At 67.6% G+C, this 16,064-nt stretch carries 9 protein-coding genes and 1 pseudogene; 3 read left to right on the forward strand and 7 right to left on the reverse strand.

The window, feature by feature from the left end:
• Positions 1 to 18: 18 nt before the first annotated feature.
• Genes drmC through drmA form a run of 3 tightly spaced genes read right to left on the reverse strand, consistent with a single transcriptional unit; the run spans position 19 to position 6,484 of the window.
• A complete protein-coding gene (gene drmC / locus AB0I52_RS16925; protein WP_363073233.1) occupies positions 19 to 783 on the reverse strand; it encodes a DISARM system phospholipase D-like protein DrmC in 765 nt (254 codons plus the stop codon).
• Positions 780 to 2,666 (reverse strand): DUF1998 domain-containing protein, encoded by a 1,887-nt coding sequence (locus tag AB0I52_RS16930; RefSeq protein ID WP_363073235.1) that lies wholly within the window; start codon positions 2,664 to 2,666, stop codon positions 780 to 782. The genes drmC and AB0I52_RS16930 overlap by 4 nt, the downstream gene beginning before the upstream one ends.
• Positions 2,663 to 6,484 carry a DISARM system helicase DrmA gene (gene drmA / locus AB0I52_RS16935; RefSeq protein WP_363073237.1) on the reverse strand — a complete coding sequence of 1,274 codons (3,822 nt, stop codon included), beginning with the start codon at positions 6,482 to 6,484 and terminating at the stop codon, positions 2,663 to 2,665. The genes AB0I52_RS16930 and drmA overlap by 4 nt, the downstream gene beginning before the upstream one ends.
• Before the next feature lie 181 nt (positions 6,485 to 6,665).
• On the opposite strand from drmA, the pseudogene AB0I52_RS16940 reads away from it, so the two are divergent.
• Positions 6,666 to 7,031 (forward strand): annotated as a pseudogene (locus tag AB0I52_RS16940) (DNA helicase UvrD); the annotation flags it as partial.
• A 445-nt stretch (positions 7,032 to 7,476) separates the two neighbouring features.
• Here AB0I52_RS16940 and AB0I52_RS16945 read toward each other — a convergent pair.
• A complete protein-coding gene (locus AB0I52_RS16945) occupies positions 7,477 to 8,829 on the reverse strand; it encodes a serine hydrolase domain-containing protein (protein ID WP_363073239.1) in 1,353 nt (450 codons plus the stop codon).
• 484 nt (positions 8,830 to 9,313) lie between these two features.
• On the opposite strand from AB0I52_RS16945, the gene AB0I52_RS16950 reads away from it, so the two are divergent.
• Together AB0I52_RS16950 and AB0I52_RS16955 are read left to right on the forward strand one after the other, a co-directional pair.
• Positions 9,314 to 10,189: a hypothetical protein gene (locus tag AB0I52_RS16950; RefSeq protein ID WP_363073241.1), complete on the forward strand. Its 876-nt coding sequence runs from the start codon at positions 9,314 to 9,316 to the stop codon at positions 10,187 to 10,189.
• Positions 10,190 to 10,212: 23 nt separating this feature from the next.
• Complete coding sequence (locus tag AB0I52_RS16955; RefSeq protein ID WP_363073243.1) at positions 10,213 to 10,695, forward strand: SitI3 family protein; 483 nt, start codon at positions 10,213 to 10,215, stop codon at positions 10,693 to 10,695.
• A 71-nt stretch (positions 10,696 to 10,766) separates the two neighbouring features.
• Here AB0I52_RS16955 and AB0I52_RS16960 read toward each other — a convergent pair whose 3' ends face one another.
• From AB0I52_RS16960 to AB0I52_RS16970, 3 genes are all read right to left on the reverse strand, one after another.
• Positions 10,767 to 13,112, reverse strand: a complete 2,346-nt coding sequence (locus AB0I52_RS16960; RefSeq protein WP_363073245.1) for a hypothetical protein — start codon at positions 13,110 to 13,112, stop codon at positions 10,767 to 10,769.
• 82 nt (positions 13,113 to 13,194) lie between these two features.
• Positions 13,195 to 13,491 (reverse strand): ATP-binding protein, encoded by a 297-nt coding sequence (locus AB0I52_RS16965; protein WP_363073247.1) that lies wholly within the window; start codon positions 13,489 to 13,491, stop codon positions 13,195 to 13,197.
• Positions 13,492 to 14,039: 548 nt separating this feature from the next.
• Positions 14,040 to 16,013, reverse strand: coding sequence for a hypothetical protein (locus tag AB0I52_RS16970; protein WP_363073249.1), 1,974 nt, complete (start codon positions 16,011 to 16,013; stop codon positions 14,040 to 14,042).
• Positions 16,014 to 16,064 lie beyond the last annotated feature (51 nt).

Genomic DNA, 16,064 nt, shown 5'->3' on the forward strand with positions numbered 1-16,064 from the left:
GCCGCTCCAGCATCCGGCTCAGGTATCCAGACGCTGGAGCACCCCTCGCCGCTGAAGCTCCACTATGTGCTCGGCAGCCCGCTGCGGAGCGTCTCCGCCGCGGATCAGGACACCCGCCTCGATATTGCGCCGTGCGGCGGACTCCGTGAGGTTCGCACTGCCCAGGAAGAGGACCTGCCGGTCGGCGACGGCGAGTTTGGCATGCTGACGGGCAAAGGACCCGGTGACCGGGTCCCGTATCCAGTGCCAAAGAAGCAATCCGGGCACGGATGCGAAGGCCCCGGCCGGCTCGCGCCCTGAGAGAAGACCCCGCGCACCCGCCAGCGTCTCCACCACAACGTGGGTGCGCACACCTCGCGCCGTGGCAGCTCTCAGGGCCTCGGTCAGCGCTTGATACGGACGGGCCGCATAGGTCATGGCCAACAGCTCTTCCCGGGCGTCGTCGATGACTTCGACCAGTACCTGCGCGGTCGCCCGCACCGGTACGCCGGGCGTGGAGGGGCCGCTCCACACCGTTCGGACCTGGACCGCGTCCCGTGCCCGCAGTTGGGCGGCCGCATAGCCCCGCAGATAGGCCGCGGCTTCCGGACGCGGTAGTGCGTCCTTCTCCAATGCCTGATACAACCGCGCGACGGCTTCCCGTATGCGTGGTGTCGTGAGCTCGGTGAGAGCCCGCTCTTCGCTGTGTCCTCGCGCCAGTAGCCCCGCAAGGTCCTTCGTACGGGAAGGCCCCAGGACTGCGGCTGCCGCCTCCGCCGCAGCCTCGAAGCCATGTCTGCTCATGACAGCAGACCGGCCGGTGTGAGCACCTGACCCTTGTCACCGAGCGGGACGAGGAATCGGCGGTCGAGGAAACGGTTGCCGCGCTCGCAGGTTGTCTCGGAGACGAACAGGCAGATGTGGCAGGCGGCTCCATGCAGGTAGTCGGCCGGAGCATGAGGCAGCCGCTCCGAGCAGAGCGGATCGGCCGAGCAGTGTGAAGCGTCGGCCAGGGCTCGGCGGACGATCCGGTCGAAGTCACGGCCCTCCGCCAGGGAGACCAGCCCGCCGAGCGTGCCTTCGGAGTCCGGCACAGCGGTGTAGATGAGGATGCCCGCTCTCGGACTCTGCTCATCGCCGGCGTAGATGCGCTCGGCAAGAGAGGCCGAGTTGTAGCCGCACTCCAGGGCGATCGTGCGGATCAGTAGATGCGAGAGCGTGTGCAGGGCGATATAGCGCGCCCCGGCCCAGCCGTACAGCGGATCGAAGTCGCTTGTCTTCCGGTCCGACTTGCGGTTGCTCCTGAACCTCCCGAAGGCCTCCTGGTGCGCCATCATCTGCGGTGACTTCTCCATGCGTGTCACCCACTCGGCCATGAGATCTTCTCGCACACGCAGGAAGATGCCTTCGCCTCGCACCTCACTGGCAGGTACCCAGTTCTGTGCGGAACGGGAGAGCTCAACCTGCGTCGCGATCTCCGGCGACTCGGGGTCGGGGGCGTCGAGGCGGGTGAAGCCGATGAGCGCACGGGCTTCTCGCAGCCGCTCGACCTGGCGGACATTGGAGAAGAGCTCATCCAGCGGCGGCGGTACGCGAACCTCGCGCAGGGTGAAGTCATCGCTCGACTGCGGGATGTCCCCGGAGAGGGCGTCCCATTCGGGGCCCAGCAGATCGGCCTGGACATCAGGTGCCGTGGACGCGGATCCGGCACCCGCCTTGCGCGCGGCGATGGCCGCGACCAGGGCATCCGCGTCGAATTCCTGGAGGTAGTGGAGCGCCGGGATGGTGGCAAGGAGTGCGTAGTTCTCCCGGGACTCGATGCCCTGCAGCTCGGGCCAGTGGTCGTCGAGCAGTTTCTCGATGTCACCACCCTGTCCCTTGGGCAGGGCGAGCGCGCTGAGAGTCAACGGGAACCACTGGTTGGAGGCACCGGCGACCATCAATACAGCGCCCTGATCACAGCCGTTGGCCTCATACGTGCCCAGATGCGGGTGGTGTCCGCGGCACGTCGGCAGGTTGCGGCGGCCTCGTTCACCCATCGCCTCACGAATGTTGCGCTTGGTTCCACAGGCGACGCATTCGATGGTGACATTGGCCGCCTGGTTCCCACCGTGGTCCTTCATCCGCAATTTGGGGCGGGGCGTCTTCGGACAGGTCTGCCCCTGGTGGACGAAGGCCGTGTACGGAAACTCGTCCAGGTGACCGCTCGTACAGACCAGGGTGAATCGGGCCGCAACCGCGAGGGGCTTCCCCCGCTTGCAGTCGTGGACGAACTTCGCCTCGTGCGGGGTACGCGGATTGGTGTTGATGAACGCGAACTCACCCGAGTCGATGGCGGAAAGGACGTTGCACGCGGTGCAGCGCAGCCATTGCGGGAACGGAACAACCGGTACGCCCACGCCTTGCGCGGCCCAGCCCTTCGGGTCGCTGTCACCGCCCTCCAACCAGGGAGCGGCACGGAGCTGCTCGATCTGCCTGCGCCCGTGGCGCTGGAGCGAACGATTCACGGCAGCACGGAGCCGCGGCTCGTCGATGTCGTATTCGGTGATGCCGCTGTAGCTCCAGGAGTCGAGCCCCTTGATGAGGACCGAGAAGTTCGGCAGATCCACGAGGGAACCGATACCGGCGGTGAACATGAGGTGGCTGGGACGGACCGCGCCGACCCTGCGGTTCGCGTTGCTGCTCATCGCTGTCCCTTCCCTGCGATACCGGTGGTGGGGCCGTACTCGTCGCTGTCCACGGTTGCCGCCGCCTCGGGATCGGGGTCCTGATCGGGTTTGCCGAAGTTCCAGTCGGGGCCGGCGCCGGTGGACTCCTCCAGGAATGCGCCGCCGCCCGGGAGCAGGAGGTTGATCTCGTTCTCCGTCTCCCGCATGGACATGCCGACCGTGAGTTCGGTCCACCGGGAGCCGTCGGCGCGCCTGAGCAGACCACTCACGATCGTGTTCTTCCGCTTCTCCTTCCGGTAGCCGAGCGCCGCACTGCTTTCGTCGCGCTTGCGACGCCACTCGTCCTTCAGCCGGTCCAGCCGTTCACCGAGATAGGCACGGGCCCTGTCCCCGCCGACGCGTTCCGCCCGGTCCAGGAAGCGACGTTCCACCTCGGCGGCGAGTGGGCCATTGAGGTCGACGTCGTGGGCATCGAGATTGCGCGAAGTGTCGTACGCGGCCTGGCGCAGGGCGGCGACATAGGTGGCGGCCACACCCCGGTCGAGGGCGCGGCGGGTGAACGGGGTGACGGAAAGGGCCTCGACCTGCCGGTAGAACGTGGCGTGATAGTGCTCGAAGTCCTCGTAGTGGGCGAGGTCGCGCGGGCGGGCCCAGTTGTAGAGGGTGACGACGAGTCCGGGGCGCTTGGCGTCACGGCCGACGCGGGACGATGCCTGGATGTACTCGGCGGTGTTCTTGGGCTGGCCCACGACCAGCATCAGTCCGAACCGGGAGACGTCGACGCCGACCTGAAGCATTGAGGTGGCGAGAGCGACGTCGACGGCCTGCCGGACCATCGGGGTCATCGACGCGCGGGGTTCGCGCTTCTCCTTGAAGGCGGTGGCGTATTCACGCCGGAAGGCCTCGCGCCGGAGCGAGGTGTCGCGTTCCGGATCGAAGGAGCTCTCCAGCCGTTTGAGCGCGGTGCCGATATCGGCGGAGGAGATGCGCGAGGTGAGCTCCTGGATGTTGAGCATCCCCGTTTTGCTGCCGATGCGATTGGCGAGCGTGTCGTTCCCCTTGCGCGTTCCGTTGGAACGCACCCGGGTGGTGATGTCGTCGTCCATGTAGCGCCGCATACCCGCGAGTTCACGGGTGGCGTTGAAGTAGCCGACCAGCGTCATGTACGGATCGGCGGGTGTGCCGTAGTCGTCGAAGAGCTGCTGCCCGGCGAGCAGAAGGATTTCGGCGACACGGATCTCGGCAGCTTTGAGACGGGTTCCGTGTGCACAGACTCCGAGATAACGCCGACCGGGATTCACCCGGCTGAGTTCGACCTGCCGCGAGAAGAAGGTGTCACCGACGTCGAGCACCTGTGGCGGGAAGACGGCGACCTTACGGCCGAAGACGCCGAGCACCTGGTCCGCGGCCCGCTTGGTGGTCGCCGTCGATGCGACGATCTTGGGACCGGCCTCCCGGCGCTGACCCTGAGCGTCCGTAAAGCTCCAGCTGCACAGTTGGTCGATGGCGGACTCGAACAGGCCGACGGTGGTGCCGAGAGCCCCGGAGATCAGGTGCAGCTCGTCCTGGATGATCAGGTCCGGCGGCCTCAGCCGCGTGACGGGCTGTGCGGTGACCGCGGGAAGGTCGCCCTTGGCGTGATGGCGGCTGCCGCAGCCGGTCTTGGCATCCAGATCGTCGTGCCGGTACCCATGGCGCGGGCACACCTCCGTGACCCGGCCGAACAGCAGCCCCGCGTACCCGTTCCAGGGCAGCTGGGCGAACTTGTCGACGGTGGCGATCAGCAGCGACGGGGCGAGCCGGTAGATCTCCTCGTCGACGGTGAGCACGGGAATGCCCTCACCCCGGGACTCCATCCGGGAGAACGGGCAGCGGTCCGTGCCCTCCCCGCGCGGGCAGTACAGCAGAACGCGTCGTCTGGCCTCGTCGTACTCCATGTGGGAGCGGGCGGTCAATCCGGTGCCACACCAGGGGCAGGTGAGAACCTGCAGGACCCTGGCGTGCTTGTCGCTGGCGCTCTCGCGGGCGCCGGCGATCTGCTCCTTGGCCTCGTCGAACCAATTGGGCGAGACGGATGTTCCCACCCACAGACCGATGCGGAACGGCTGGGCGCCCCAGCGCGGGTCCTGTGTGAATTCCTCGCGGCGCAGCACCTCGCATGCGGTCACGAGTGCGGCGGCGCGCTGGAACTGCTGGGCTGTCAGCAGCCGCAGCGTGTAGCGCATGAGGACGCCGACCCCCGCTTCGCCACTGCGGGCTTCAGCGCCGGAGCCGATGGTGCCCTGCAGGCGTCGTAGCGCGAAGGTGTACGCGGCAAGCCCGAGGTAGGCCTCGGTCTTGCCGCCGCCGGTCGGGAAGAAGAGCAGGTCCACGAGAGCCTCGCGTCCCGTACCCCGGTGGGGGTGGCCCGGCCTGCTGAGTGACGCGAGGTTGAGCAGTACGAAGGCGAGCTGGAACGGCCGCCAGCCGGCACCGTCCTTGCCCTTCCCGTACACCTCTTCACGGGCCTCCCGGTACGAGTCGGGATCGTCCTCGCGTCCGGTCCGGGCTCCGGCGATCGCGGTGTTGCGACGCTGGAATGCCATGGCGCGGTTGGCGAATCGGAACGCCGCGAGCGCGGTGTCGTCGGCGACGAGCGTGTCGATGCCCAGGGTGATGCGGTCGCAGATCTCCAAGGCCTGCTCGATGGCGACGAGTCCCGACTCCCGTAGGCCGTCCGGCAGTGAACGGGCCGCGTCACGCTGCTGTTCGAGCCATGTGGCGTAGCCGTCGGCAAGCGCGGCGAGGGCGGCACTGAGTTCGCCGCGACGTCCGGGGACCGCGAGCGTCGCGAGCTCGTCCATGCCGAGCTCGAGTCCCCTGAGCAGTTCCTGATCCCCGGCGGTGGGAGCGGTGGTTGCCCGCACGTCGTATGCGGGCAGCCAGGTGGTGGTGAGCCGGTGCGCGTTGCGTTCGCCGTCACGCACCTCGGCGTGCACGGCGACGTTGCGGCCCTTGGCGTGGCTGAGGCTGTTCCGGTAGAGAAGGCGAAGGCGGCGCTCCTCGGGATCCTCCGGGCCGCTGCCCGCGTTCGCCGGGTCGAGAGGATCGTCGACCGGAAAGAACACCGCTGCCTGGTCGACAGGGAAGGCGGTGACCTCAAGTGAGGCCTGGAAGAGCCAGCGGGCGTCGCGCGCCTCCCTGCTGTCTTCCTGCCTGTTCACCAGGGCGAGTTCGATGACACGCAGATCCTCGCCGCCCTGGCCGGCACGGTGGTGCCGTACCTGCACGTCCAGGACGACGGTCGCGTCCTCCAGTGGGACTTCCCGGCCCCCGGCACTGGTGACGTCGATGTCGACCGGGTGCTCCACGGGCTCACGGGACCACACCTTGCGGGTCGTGCCACGGTCCGTGGCTTCCTCGGACTGGGTGTAGCGACCCCACCGCGCGGTGACGCTGAGCGTCCCGACGGAAGCGGGGACGGTAAAGGACAGGCCCATGGACGAGGCCCAGATGTGACCGGCCGCCTGCGGCGTCATCCGGTCCGCGAGCCCGCTGTCGTCGCCCTCGCTCTCGTCCCCGGATTCGTCGTCAGCGCTCTGCGCGGCGGCCAACGCAATGCCTTCCGACGTCGCGATATCGGGCCGCGGTCCGAGCATGCCGACGAGGTATCGGTCACGGGGGCCGGACGAGGACTGGGGAAGCGTCTCGGTCTCACCGTCCCACGGACCGAGCAGATCACGCCGGATATAGGTGACGAGCCCGTCCCTCACCCCGTACGAGTCGCCGGCGAGAAAAGTCTGCGGCACTTCGTCGAGGGGATGCGGAACGACGGACGGGTCGGTCTGGGCCGGCATGCGATGGGTCCTTTCGGACGGGGCCGGTGGGCACGAGATCGGTTCGAGCGTACAACAGCTCGCCCAATATAGAACGTTGACTCAGTTCACACAATACGATGCGGTGGTGCCGCACATTCGCACGCCCGGACTCTCCAGTCCGTTCCTCGACCACCGGCCACCGAGCGACACGAGGACGCCCATGCCCCGACTCGCCCTCTCCGACGACTTCGTTGCGGACCTCATCGCGTTGCAACGCCCGGTGCAGAAGGAGGTGAACGACGCGATACAGATGTTCCGCAGCATGTCCGTCCCCCAGCTCCACGCGAGCAAGGGGATGCATCTGGAGAAGCTGGAACGGGCCCACGACCGTCGGATCCGCACGATCCGCATCACCAAGTCCTACCGCGGTGTCCTCCTCGCACCCGACGACGGCAGCGAGTTGTTCACCCTGCTGAGGGTCGCCCAGCACGACGAGGCGATCAACTGGGCCTGCAAGCGTGCCTACTCCGTCAACGGCGCGACCGGAGGCCTCGAAGTCCGCAACGTCGAGGCCCTGGAACAGATCCCCAACGCCTGACGGCCGCGGAACTGGCCACGCTGCTGGGCAAGGACGTGACCCAGCAGACCAGCCACGATCCGCTCTCGGACAACGAGAACGCGGAGGTGGCCGAGCACTTCCGCGAACAGTTGCAGGAGCACTGGCCAAAGGCCGTGCCGGGGGTGACAGCGACCCTCGACTTCTGGCGTCGCCAGGGCGGCCATCTCAACTACGGGCGCTACGAGGAAACGAGCTGCTTCCCCATGCCCGACACCGGCACGAGCACCCGCCCGCAGCTGATGTGGCCGTTCGGCCTCTACCCGGTCAGCGGCACCATCGAGGTCGTATTCCAGTACCTCAAGGACCGCGGCCCGTTCGACGACACGGAACAGCGCCGCGAGCTGTTGCACCGGCTCAACAAGATCGACGGCGCGGGCCTCCCGCATCTCCTCGGCATTCCCGCGTCCATGTTCTACGCGACGTCAGGTCGTGTCATCAGCGGCGCCCGCACGTGCAGCTCCAGGCTGGGGCCGGTGAGCGGCAGACTGCTCCAAAGTGCCGTGGCAGTCCCGGCATCGGCATCGATGACCAGTCGTACGCGGTGCGGGGTGGTGATGACGTAAAGGTCGGCTTCGAACATGTGGCCCTGCCAGGCTCCGGCCGCGACGACAGGCCGGCCGAGCGGAGAGCTTTCCCGCCATTCGCCGTGGCCCACCTCGATATCGAAAAGCGCCTCGAACCGTACGAGCCATCCACCGCCGTCAGGATCAACGGTCACTGCCGTTCCGTCGGGCAGCGCCGACTCCTCGGCTGAGGCGTCAAGCCGCGCGCCGACCGAACGCTCCGGGTCGGCCGAGCCCGGCACCGGCGGCAGCGACAGACGACGCAGTCGATCGGCAAGCACCTCGTCGTCCTGAACACTGCCCCCATCACCCACGCCGGGCAGCAGACACTCCCACATGGCGTCGAGCACTTCCTGTGATTCGCCCTGGGCGGTCACGGCGACGACGAGGTCGTGCGACGGAACCACCACACACTGCTGCCCGAAGGCACCATGGCCGTGGTACCCGTGACGGGACATCCAGAACTGGTAGCCGTAGCCGCAGGAGAAGTCGGCCTCGTCCGTTCCGTCCTCGAACGGCAAGCAGTCAATGTGCCGTCGGGTCGCCAGCTCCACCCATGCGCGGGGCACCAGCTGCCGTCCGCCCCAGACGCCTGCCAGCAACAACAGTTCGCCGAATGCGGCGATGGCCTCGGTCGTGAGGTGCAGGCCGTGGAACCCGAAGGCGGCACCGCTCGCCACCCGGTCCCACTCGGCGTGATCGACACCCATCGGCTTGAAGAGCCGCTCGTCGAGGAACTCGGGAAGGCCGCGGCCCGTCACCCGTTCCACCATCCTGGCCAGGATGAACGTGGTCGAGTTGTCGTACGTGTGCCGCGTTCCCTCCGCCGCGGAGAACGGCAGGCGCAGGAAGCCCTTCACCAGGTCGTCGGGTTCCAGCTCCCACGCCTCGGTGAGGCTGTCCGTGGGATGCCCGGCCGTCATGGTCAGCAGGTGGTGGACGGTGACGCGGCTTCCCTGCTCCGAGACGTCGGCCGGGACGTGGTCGGGCAACACGTCAGCCACACGGTCGTCCAACGAGAGCAGGCCGTCGTCGATCGCGAGCCCCACGGCGATCGACGTGAACGACTTGGTCAGCGAGTAGAGCAGGTGGGGGCGCTCGGCCGAGTACGGCGCCCACCAGCCTTCGGCGACGACGTGACCGCGGTGCACGACCATGATCGAGTGACACTCGACGGATCGTTCTTCGAGCCGGTCCAGCATCAGGGCGATCGAACGGGACGATATCCCGGAGGTGGCCGGGGTCGAACGTGGAAGCAGGGGGCGCGGAGAAGACATCCAGACTTCCTAGCAGGCGCACGAGGACCAGGGCGACTGAGATGTGGAAACGGATCGGTGACTGCAGACGTGCGCGAGGCAGGGGCTGTCGACACCTCGGCCTGAAAGTGCTGTCACGCACTTGACATCCTTCAGCGTCGCACCAGCGAAGCCTGACGCCGTCAGACTGCCTCAGAACCCTGGCTGCCGCTGCCCAGCACCATGGCCGTCAGCAAGCGCTCGTAAGCGTCCAGGCGGGCCCCACCATCACTGGCCTCCGGTTTGCACCGCCGCCCGTGGACCGGGCGTCCAGTGCCGGCGAGCGCTCCACACACCTTGCCTGTCACCGAGGGGAGTTGCTCTTACAGCTATATGGCAGCGACCGCGTGAGAACGATTGAGCCACCGCCGAACGCGGCAGCAGGGTCACTGTGTATCGAACCACGCCCCTCACCACCGGAACCGCCGCCACCACCGACGAATTTGCGCCACGGACTGTCCGTGTAGGAACCGCGCTGGGATCGGCCACCGCGGGCGCATTGCTTCTCTCGCGCGGATTGAGCGAGGCGGGCCCTGAAGGCAAGGCGATATCTACCTTCCATCTGCTCGACGCACTCGGCACTTTCGCGGTGTACCTGGGCTTCGCACTCATACTGCTGTCGCTCCTCGTCCTGTTCCCGCCCGGTGGGCTGGCGTTCGCAGCCGGCGGAGCGGCAGCCAGCGGGGCGGCGGCCAGCGGGGCGGCGGCCGGAGTATCCATCGGCGCGATCACGGCCGAAGCCGCCGTCAATGCTGCCCTTCTCGGCACTGCCGGGATCGCGCTGATGACGGCAGGTGCACGATTCGATGGCGGTGAGAGCACCGACGGCCCCGAGCGGACGCTGCCTGAGCGCGCCTCCGAGCCGAATGCCAAGCCGCAGGGAAATCCCGAAGGCATCCCCAAGAACGCGGACGCGGAGACCAGGCGTGCGATCACGCGTCAGAACGAGGCGGCTGACAAACTGGCCCAGAAGGGATACGACGTCGAGCACGGGCCTCAGGTGCCGGGCAGCAGGAACCCCGACTACCGGATCAACGAAAGGATCTTCGACTGCTATTCACCGAGTGGAGGAAACGCCCGCAACATCGCAACCGAGATGGGGAAGAAGGTCGCAAATGATCAGGCGGACCGTATCGTACTGAACTTGAGCGACAGCGCCGTCGACCTGGCCCGGATGAGGGCCCAGTTGCACGACTGGCCGACCCCGGGGCTGAAGGAAGTCATCTCGATCGATAAATACGGAAACATCCTGCACCTCTTCCCCTAGCGCTCCGAAAAGGGACCATCAGCATGAGCATTTCCTACAACCTCGACATGGCGACCGAGCAGACCGCTTCGCAGGTCGCCCATGGACTCTGCGCCGTCGCACGAACCGCTGGATTGTTCGACGATTCCATTGCCCCTGATCTGGTCCTCAATGACGGTGCGTTGACAACGAAGGGCACGTGGGTCCGCGTCGGCAAGGAGACACCGCAGCCGTGGAATCCCGTCATCACCGATCTCGGGTTCACCCCCACGGTCTGGGTACGGTTCCAACTCGGCAGGTCCAGCGACTACCCGGACCAACAGGACGACATGGTCCGCCTGGTCTCCGGACTGCTGGACCGCACGCCGGGCGACGCTGTACTGAACTTCCAGTCCGAAACCATCTGGCTGCTGCGTCGGGGTTCTGATGTGAGTCTCAACGAGCGGGACGACCTGTGGCCACCTCGACGCCTGGCCGCAGTCTCCCAGCCCTACCGGCGCGCGACCTACGAATTCTCTCAGGAATGACCCGCGCGACGCTGTCACTGTGAAGCACTCGGCATTCTGCGGTCACCGTCATGTGCTGCCCCTTCCCCGGACTACCCACCGGCCTTGGGAACAAGGCGTGGCGGAAGCTCTCTTGGCGGGTTCCCGTACGCGGCATAATCGCGTTCCTGCTCCCGGCACCACACCTTCAACAGCGCCTCATCGGTCTGGGGAACAGCAAGGCCCGCAGCCATGAGGATGTCTCGGAAGAAGGGCACCGGCCCTCCGTCTGCCTTCGTCACCAGCGCGGAGAGCAGCGGGACGTCTGCCGTGACACCGTGGTCGATCGCGATGAGCCAGTGGCGGGCACCGTGCCCCGTCCCACCCGTGTCCAGCGCATGGATCGGAATCGTCCCGCCCCCTACGGCGACGCCCACAAGCTGCTGCGTGATCCGTTCCACGGGGTCCGCCCCGGCCGGCGCGAGCTGCTCGGCTGACGGCTCGGCATGCGCGGCCTTCGCCTTCTGCCGGTCCCGCGCTTCATTGAACAGCCGCGCCTCTTCCTTCTTCGCAGCGCGGCGCCGCTGTTCCGCCTCCCTGATGTCGACTTGTGCCACCTTCAGGGCGTGCCTGAGAGCACGAACGTGGTAGGCGGCACTCTTACGCACCACGGCCCGCCCCTGCGACGGGCCCGCGCCATCGCGATGGGCGAGCCAGGACTGCGCCTCGCCCACTACCTTCCGGGCCCTTTTCCTGGCCGGGCCGTCCAGCCTCGCGAGAACCTCGGCAAGTTCCCGTGCCAGTTCACGCAGGCGCTTCACAGTCAAGCTGTCGGCCGCAGTCGTCCTGACCACGTACTTGGCCACGGTCACTGGACGATCGTGCGGGCAGCGTACCGTCCCGTACTCCGCCTCGACCACCCTCGCCGCCCGGGACACCACCGGCGCTTCCGGCTTCAGCGGATAGCGCGGAGGCATGGTCCGCGACGGCGTTCCGTAGGCCGCGAAGGCCCGCTCTGTCTCGACAGCGGCCCAGCGCTTGATCTGAGTGGAGGCTTCCGAGTGCCGCACGCCCATCCGAGAGAGCACCTGGGGAAGGTACGGGAGGGGAGCATCTCCCTCGCGGATGAGGGCGGACAGAATCGGCACGTGCTCCCACAGCGGAGCATCCACCTCGAAAAGCAGCTCGCACCGCTCGGACTCCGAGTGCGACGCAAGGTCCGGGCTCACCGTCCGGACGAGGGTCGCCCAGGTGGTCGTGGAGTGCAGGCGGGCGTGGGTCTCCAGGGCGTCGCGCAGAGCGCTCACCAGATCCGTACGGGCAAGCGGCGCACGAGCCGGCTGAACGATCTGGGCCGGGGCGGTCCGCGCCTTCGCAGCCGGAGCAGGCACGGACGGAGTGGAGGACGCACCTGTCCGACTCCTGTGACCTACGGAATCTGCGTCAGTCTTCAGCACGGGGCGTGTGGGCGGGGTCCACAGCCCCGTGCGCTCCGCCTCGTGCGCATCGACCCGGACATAGCGAGTGGTCTCGATCGCCCAGCTCCCAGCGCTGCCGGACAAGAGGATGCGTGCACCGTCGGAGACGCGATAGACGTGTTCGGCGGGCGGGGCATCGGTGTCCCCCGGCAGGGAGACCACGGTGCGGACGATGGGACCCTCCACCGGCTTCACGTCCGCGACCACGAGTTGGCGGTCGCGCGCGGCAAAGGGCGAATCGTCGGGTACGGCAGTTCCAGGGACGAGTGCGAAGACCACCCTGCCGTGGATCGGGATGGCGATCGGCCGGGGCCGAGGCCGGGACAGGCGGATCTCCTCGACGTGCGGCGTGACGATGCCGGACGGTGTCAGCGCGCAGTCCTCGAGCGGCGTCCAGGCGACGGTACGGTCCCGGGCCTCGGCCCCGATGTGCACGCGCCGCTCGCCTCCCACCGTCTCGCAACGCACGCGGAGGCAGTACCCATGACTGCCGATGACCTGCTGGGTGATCTGCCCCTCGGCAGCGAAGATCCAGTCGATGTCAGCGGCATCCGCCCCGAGTTCGTCCGTGGCGCCACGCCAGGCCCGGTAGTCGATCGGGCCGAGCTGGAACCGCAGCCGTCGGCGACTCTCCGCGAGGTACACGTCGACGGCGTCGCCAGGACCGTTGCCCAGGTCCCGCGTCTGCACCCTGCCGCGGAGCTGTCGCTTGTCCATCAGGCGCCGCACGCCTCTCTTGATGAAGAGGTGGTCGGCGCTGGATTCACCGTTCGCCGTGCGGTAGCAGACGGGAGCGGTGGCATGGTGAGCGAAGTGACACACCTTGTTGGTGTAACGACGGTCGGTCAGCTGACCGCCACAGCCGCCGAGGTGAAGGCCGCACCAGTAGTCGTAGGACGGGTGCATCCTTCGCCATATATCCAGCTCGTGTGCGTCCATGGGCAGGATGACCGGATGATCCGAGTCCTTGTCGCCGATCACGGCGGTCTGAACAAGCCGGTGGTCAAGCAAGGCGCCCCCTGGGTCACAGCCGCCTCTCCAGGATGACAATCATTGACTTAGTTCACAAGAGGTCACGGCCTACTTCTGCCCAGACCGTCTTGGTGTACGCGTCGCGGACCGCGTAACCCCAGCGGTCCGCGTAGGCCTCGACGAGCAGCAGACCGCGGCCGGATACCGCGTCGGCGCGCGCGGGACCCACTACCGACGTGGGCGGCAGGCGCTCGGGGCGCGTGTCCGTCACCTCGATGCGGAGGGCGTACGCCAGGAGGAGGAGCGTCAGCCGGAAATCGCGGCCGGGGAGCCGGCCGTGGATGACGGCGTTGGCGGCCGGCTCGGCGGTGTCCAGAACGATGGACACCCGATATTGAGAGCGTTCCGGGCGCTTTCCCTCTCACCCGAGGCCGCCCAGCAGCGTCCACCGCGCCCACTTCACTTCCAATTCTCCGCCGCGATCTCAAACGTGTTCGGGATAGCCGCCGAAGGCCTCTGCTCCTGTGGACTCACGGTTCATCGGCCCTCCACGCGGAGCAGCGGCGAGTCGTCGGCCTCGACGAGGAATCCGACACCGGTCGGGCCGGGACTGGTACGACTCCACGTCCCCGGGGGCGTGGCCGAGACCAGTGAGCACCTCGCAGGTGCTCTTCGGGGCGAAGTCGCCTCGCTCACGCAGCGGTTCGAGTGCCCCGACGCATGTGACGGCCACGAACCCGTCGCAGCAGCTCTCGCCGTGCAGCGGGAACGGAACGTGGAACCCATGATTCCCGGTGTAATGGCCGGTGGGCGTCGCGGCCGGGCCCGAGGGATGTGCGGGCGGTGTCGGCTTCGGTGAGGCGCTCTCGCCGGGGCATACGCATCGGGCAGCCATAAAGCGGTCATCTCCGCGACGACACCGTCCGGGGTGAGTCGCTATCCCCCTTGGCCCTTGACCGAACCCCTCACCATCGGAACCAGCCGCGGGGGCGCAGGGCGGCGCGGCAGCGCGTAGGCGGCATGCGCTCGCTGCTGCTCGCTCTTCCAGATGATCTCCAAGGCCTTGTCGGTGTCGGGTACAGCAAGTCCGACCGACCTCAGTACGTCGCGGGCATACGGCACCGGACTGCCGTCGGGCATGGTCACCAACGCACTGAGCAGGGGATCACCGGACGCGATGCCTCGCTCAAGCGCCGCCAGCGTCCGACCGCGGTCCACAGTCGCCGAACTCTCCGCCGCCACACCTTCGACGAGTTGCTCCCACGTAACCGTGCTGCCCCTCTGCGCCACCAACACCAGAGTGCGTTGCAGCACGGCATCGGGCGCGGCCCATGGTCGCTTCTTTCGCATCGGAGGGGTCAGCGTCTCTGCCGCCCCGTCCTTCACGCCCCGGGGTTTGTGCTTCCGTTTCGACTTCGCGTGGTTCGCCTCCACGGCCGCCTCAGCCTTCGAGATCGCGGAGCGCAACTCCTTTCCGATCGTGTCGCCACTTCGCGCCGGGGCGCGGCTTCCGCTGGGTGCACGGTTCTGGCTCAGCCAGCTCTCGGCTGCGGTGATCCGGCCCCGTAGGTGCTTCTGCTCTGCTAAGCGAAGCCGGGGGAGGATGCTCCGTGCCTGGGCGACTAGCCCGTGCAGCTCAGCCGGTTCGTCCCCGGCCCGGTGGCCTGCCCGGCCAGCCCCAGGCCCCTGGCCCGTCAGCGCAAGACGGGCCGGTAGGCAGGACGGTGCTCTTCCGTACACGGCGAGGGCCCGGTCGAATTCCCTCTCTCTCCAGAGCCGGTACTCGCTGCCTGAGGCGGGCCTGCCGAGCCCAAGCCGGGAAACGATGCCGGAGAGATAGGGGAGACAGCGCCCGTCCTCATCCAGGATCAGGACGGAAAGGACGGGCCGGTCCGGCCCTGCGGGTCTCTCCACGTCCTCCAGCAGGTGGTGGAGCTCCGCGCCGGGATACGCACTGAGATCAAGCCCCAGCGAGTTCGCCAGTTCGCGCCAGGTGACGTAGGTCCCCCGGGACGCGGCACGACGCAGTGCGGCCCTGAGCCGATGTACGACCTCGGCGCGCCTCGCACCCGCGGGCAACGGCTGAACAGATCGTCGCGCCACCACCTGCCCCAGCTCAGAACCGTCCTCTGCCGGTCGGCCCGCTTCCGACTGCGCGCTTGCCTGCGCCGGCTGGGACCGGACACGCGCCAGCGTGGGTGTCCTCAATCCCTCGTCGTCGAGTGTCGCGTCTTCGAAAGGGATCCAGTCGACCGTCTGGCCGGCATGCTCCGTACCGAGATACGGGCATCGCTCGGCCCCCCTTGTCTGGAACCGGATACGGAAGACGTATCTGTCGCGTGCCAGGAGTTCAGGCGGAATTCGGTCTTGCTCCTCACCGAAGACCCAGTCGACACGAATGCGCCCGCCGCCACTGAGCTTCCGGTCCACCGCCCGCCACTCGTCACGCCCGAGCCACCCGAACTGGAAGCGCAGACGCCACCGCTGGGCTCCACGACGTACATCCACGTCCAGCGCATCGGCCGCGGAGCCCCACCCAGACCGGCGCAATTCCACGGTGCCGTGGCTGCGCCGCCCGGCCATCCACGCGTCGACCGCGGACTTCATGAACAACGGGTCGGCGCTGTCCTCCCCGTTCGCTCTGCGGTGACAGACAGCGTGGGGAGGATGAGCGAAGTGGCAGACCTTGTCCCAACAGAGGCGGTCGGTCAGCCGCCTGCCACACCCACCGAGCAGCGTCCCGCACCAGTACTCGTACGTGGGGTGGGCAAGCCGCCACTGTCGGAGCACCTCACCGCCCATGGGCAGGATGATCGCAAGATCGGAGCCCCTGGAGCCGATGACTGCCGTCTGGACAAACCGGTGATCGTTCAAAGCCGTTCCCCCGCTGTGGAATGCGAGGGCCAGCATTGCAGCCCATTGACACAGTTCACGAGTCTATAGGAAAAGAATTATCAGCTC

The organism is Streptomyces sp. NPDC050423 (assembly GCF_040655445.1).
GTDB lineage: Bacteria > Actinomycetota > Actinomycetes > Streptomycetales > Streptomycetaceae > Streptomyces.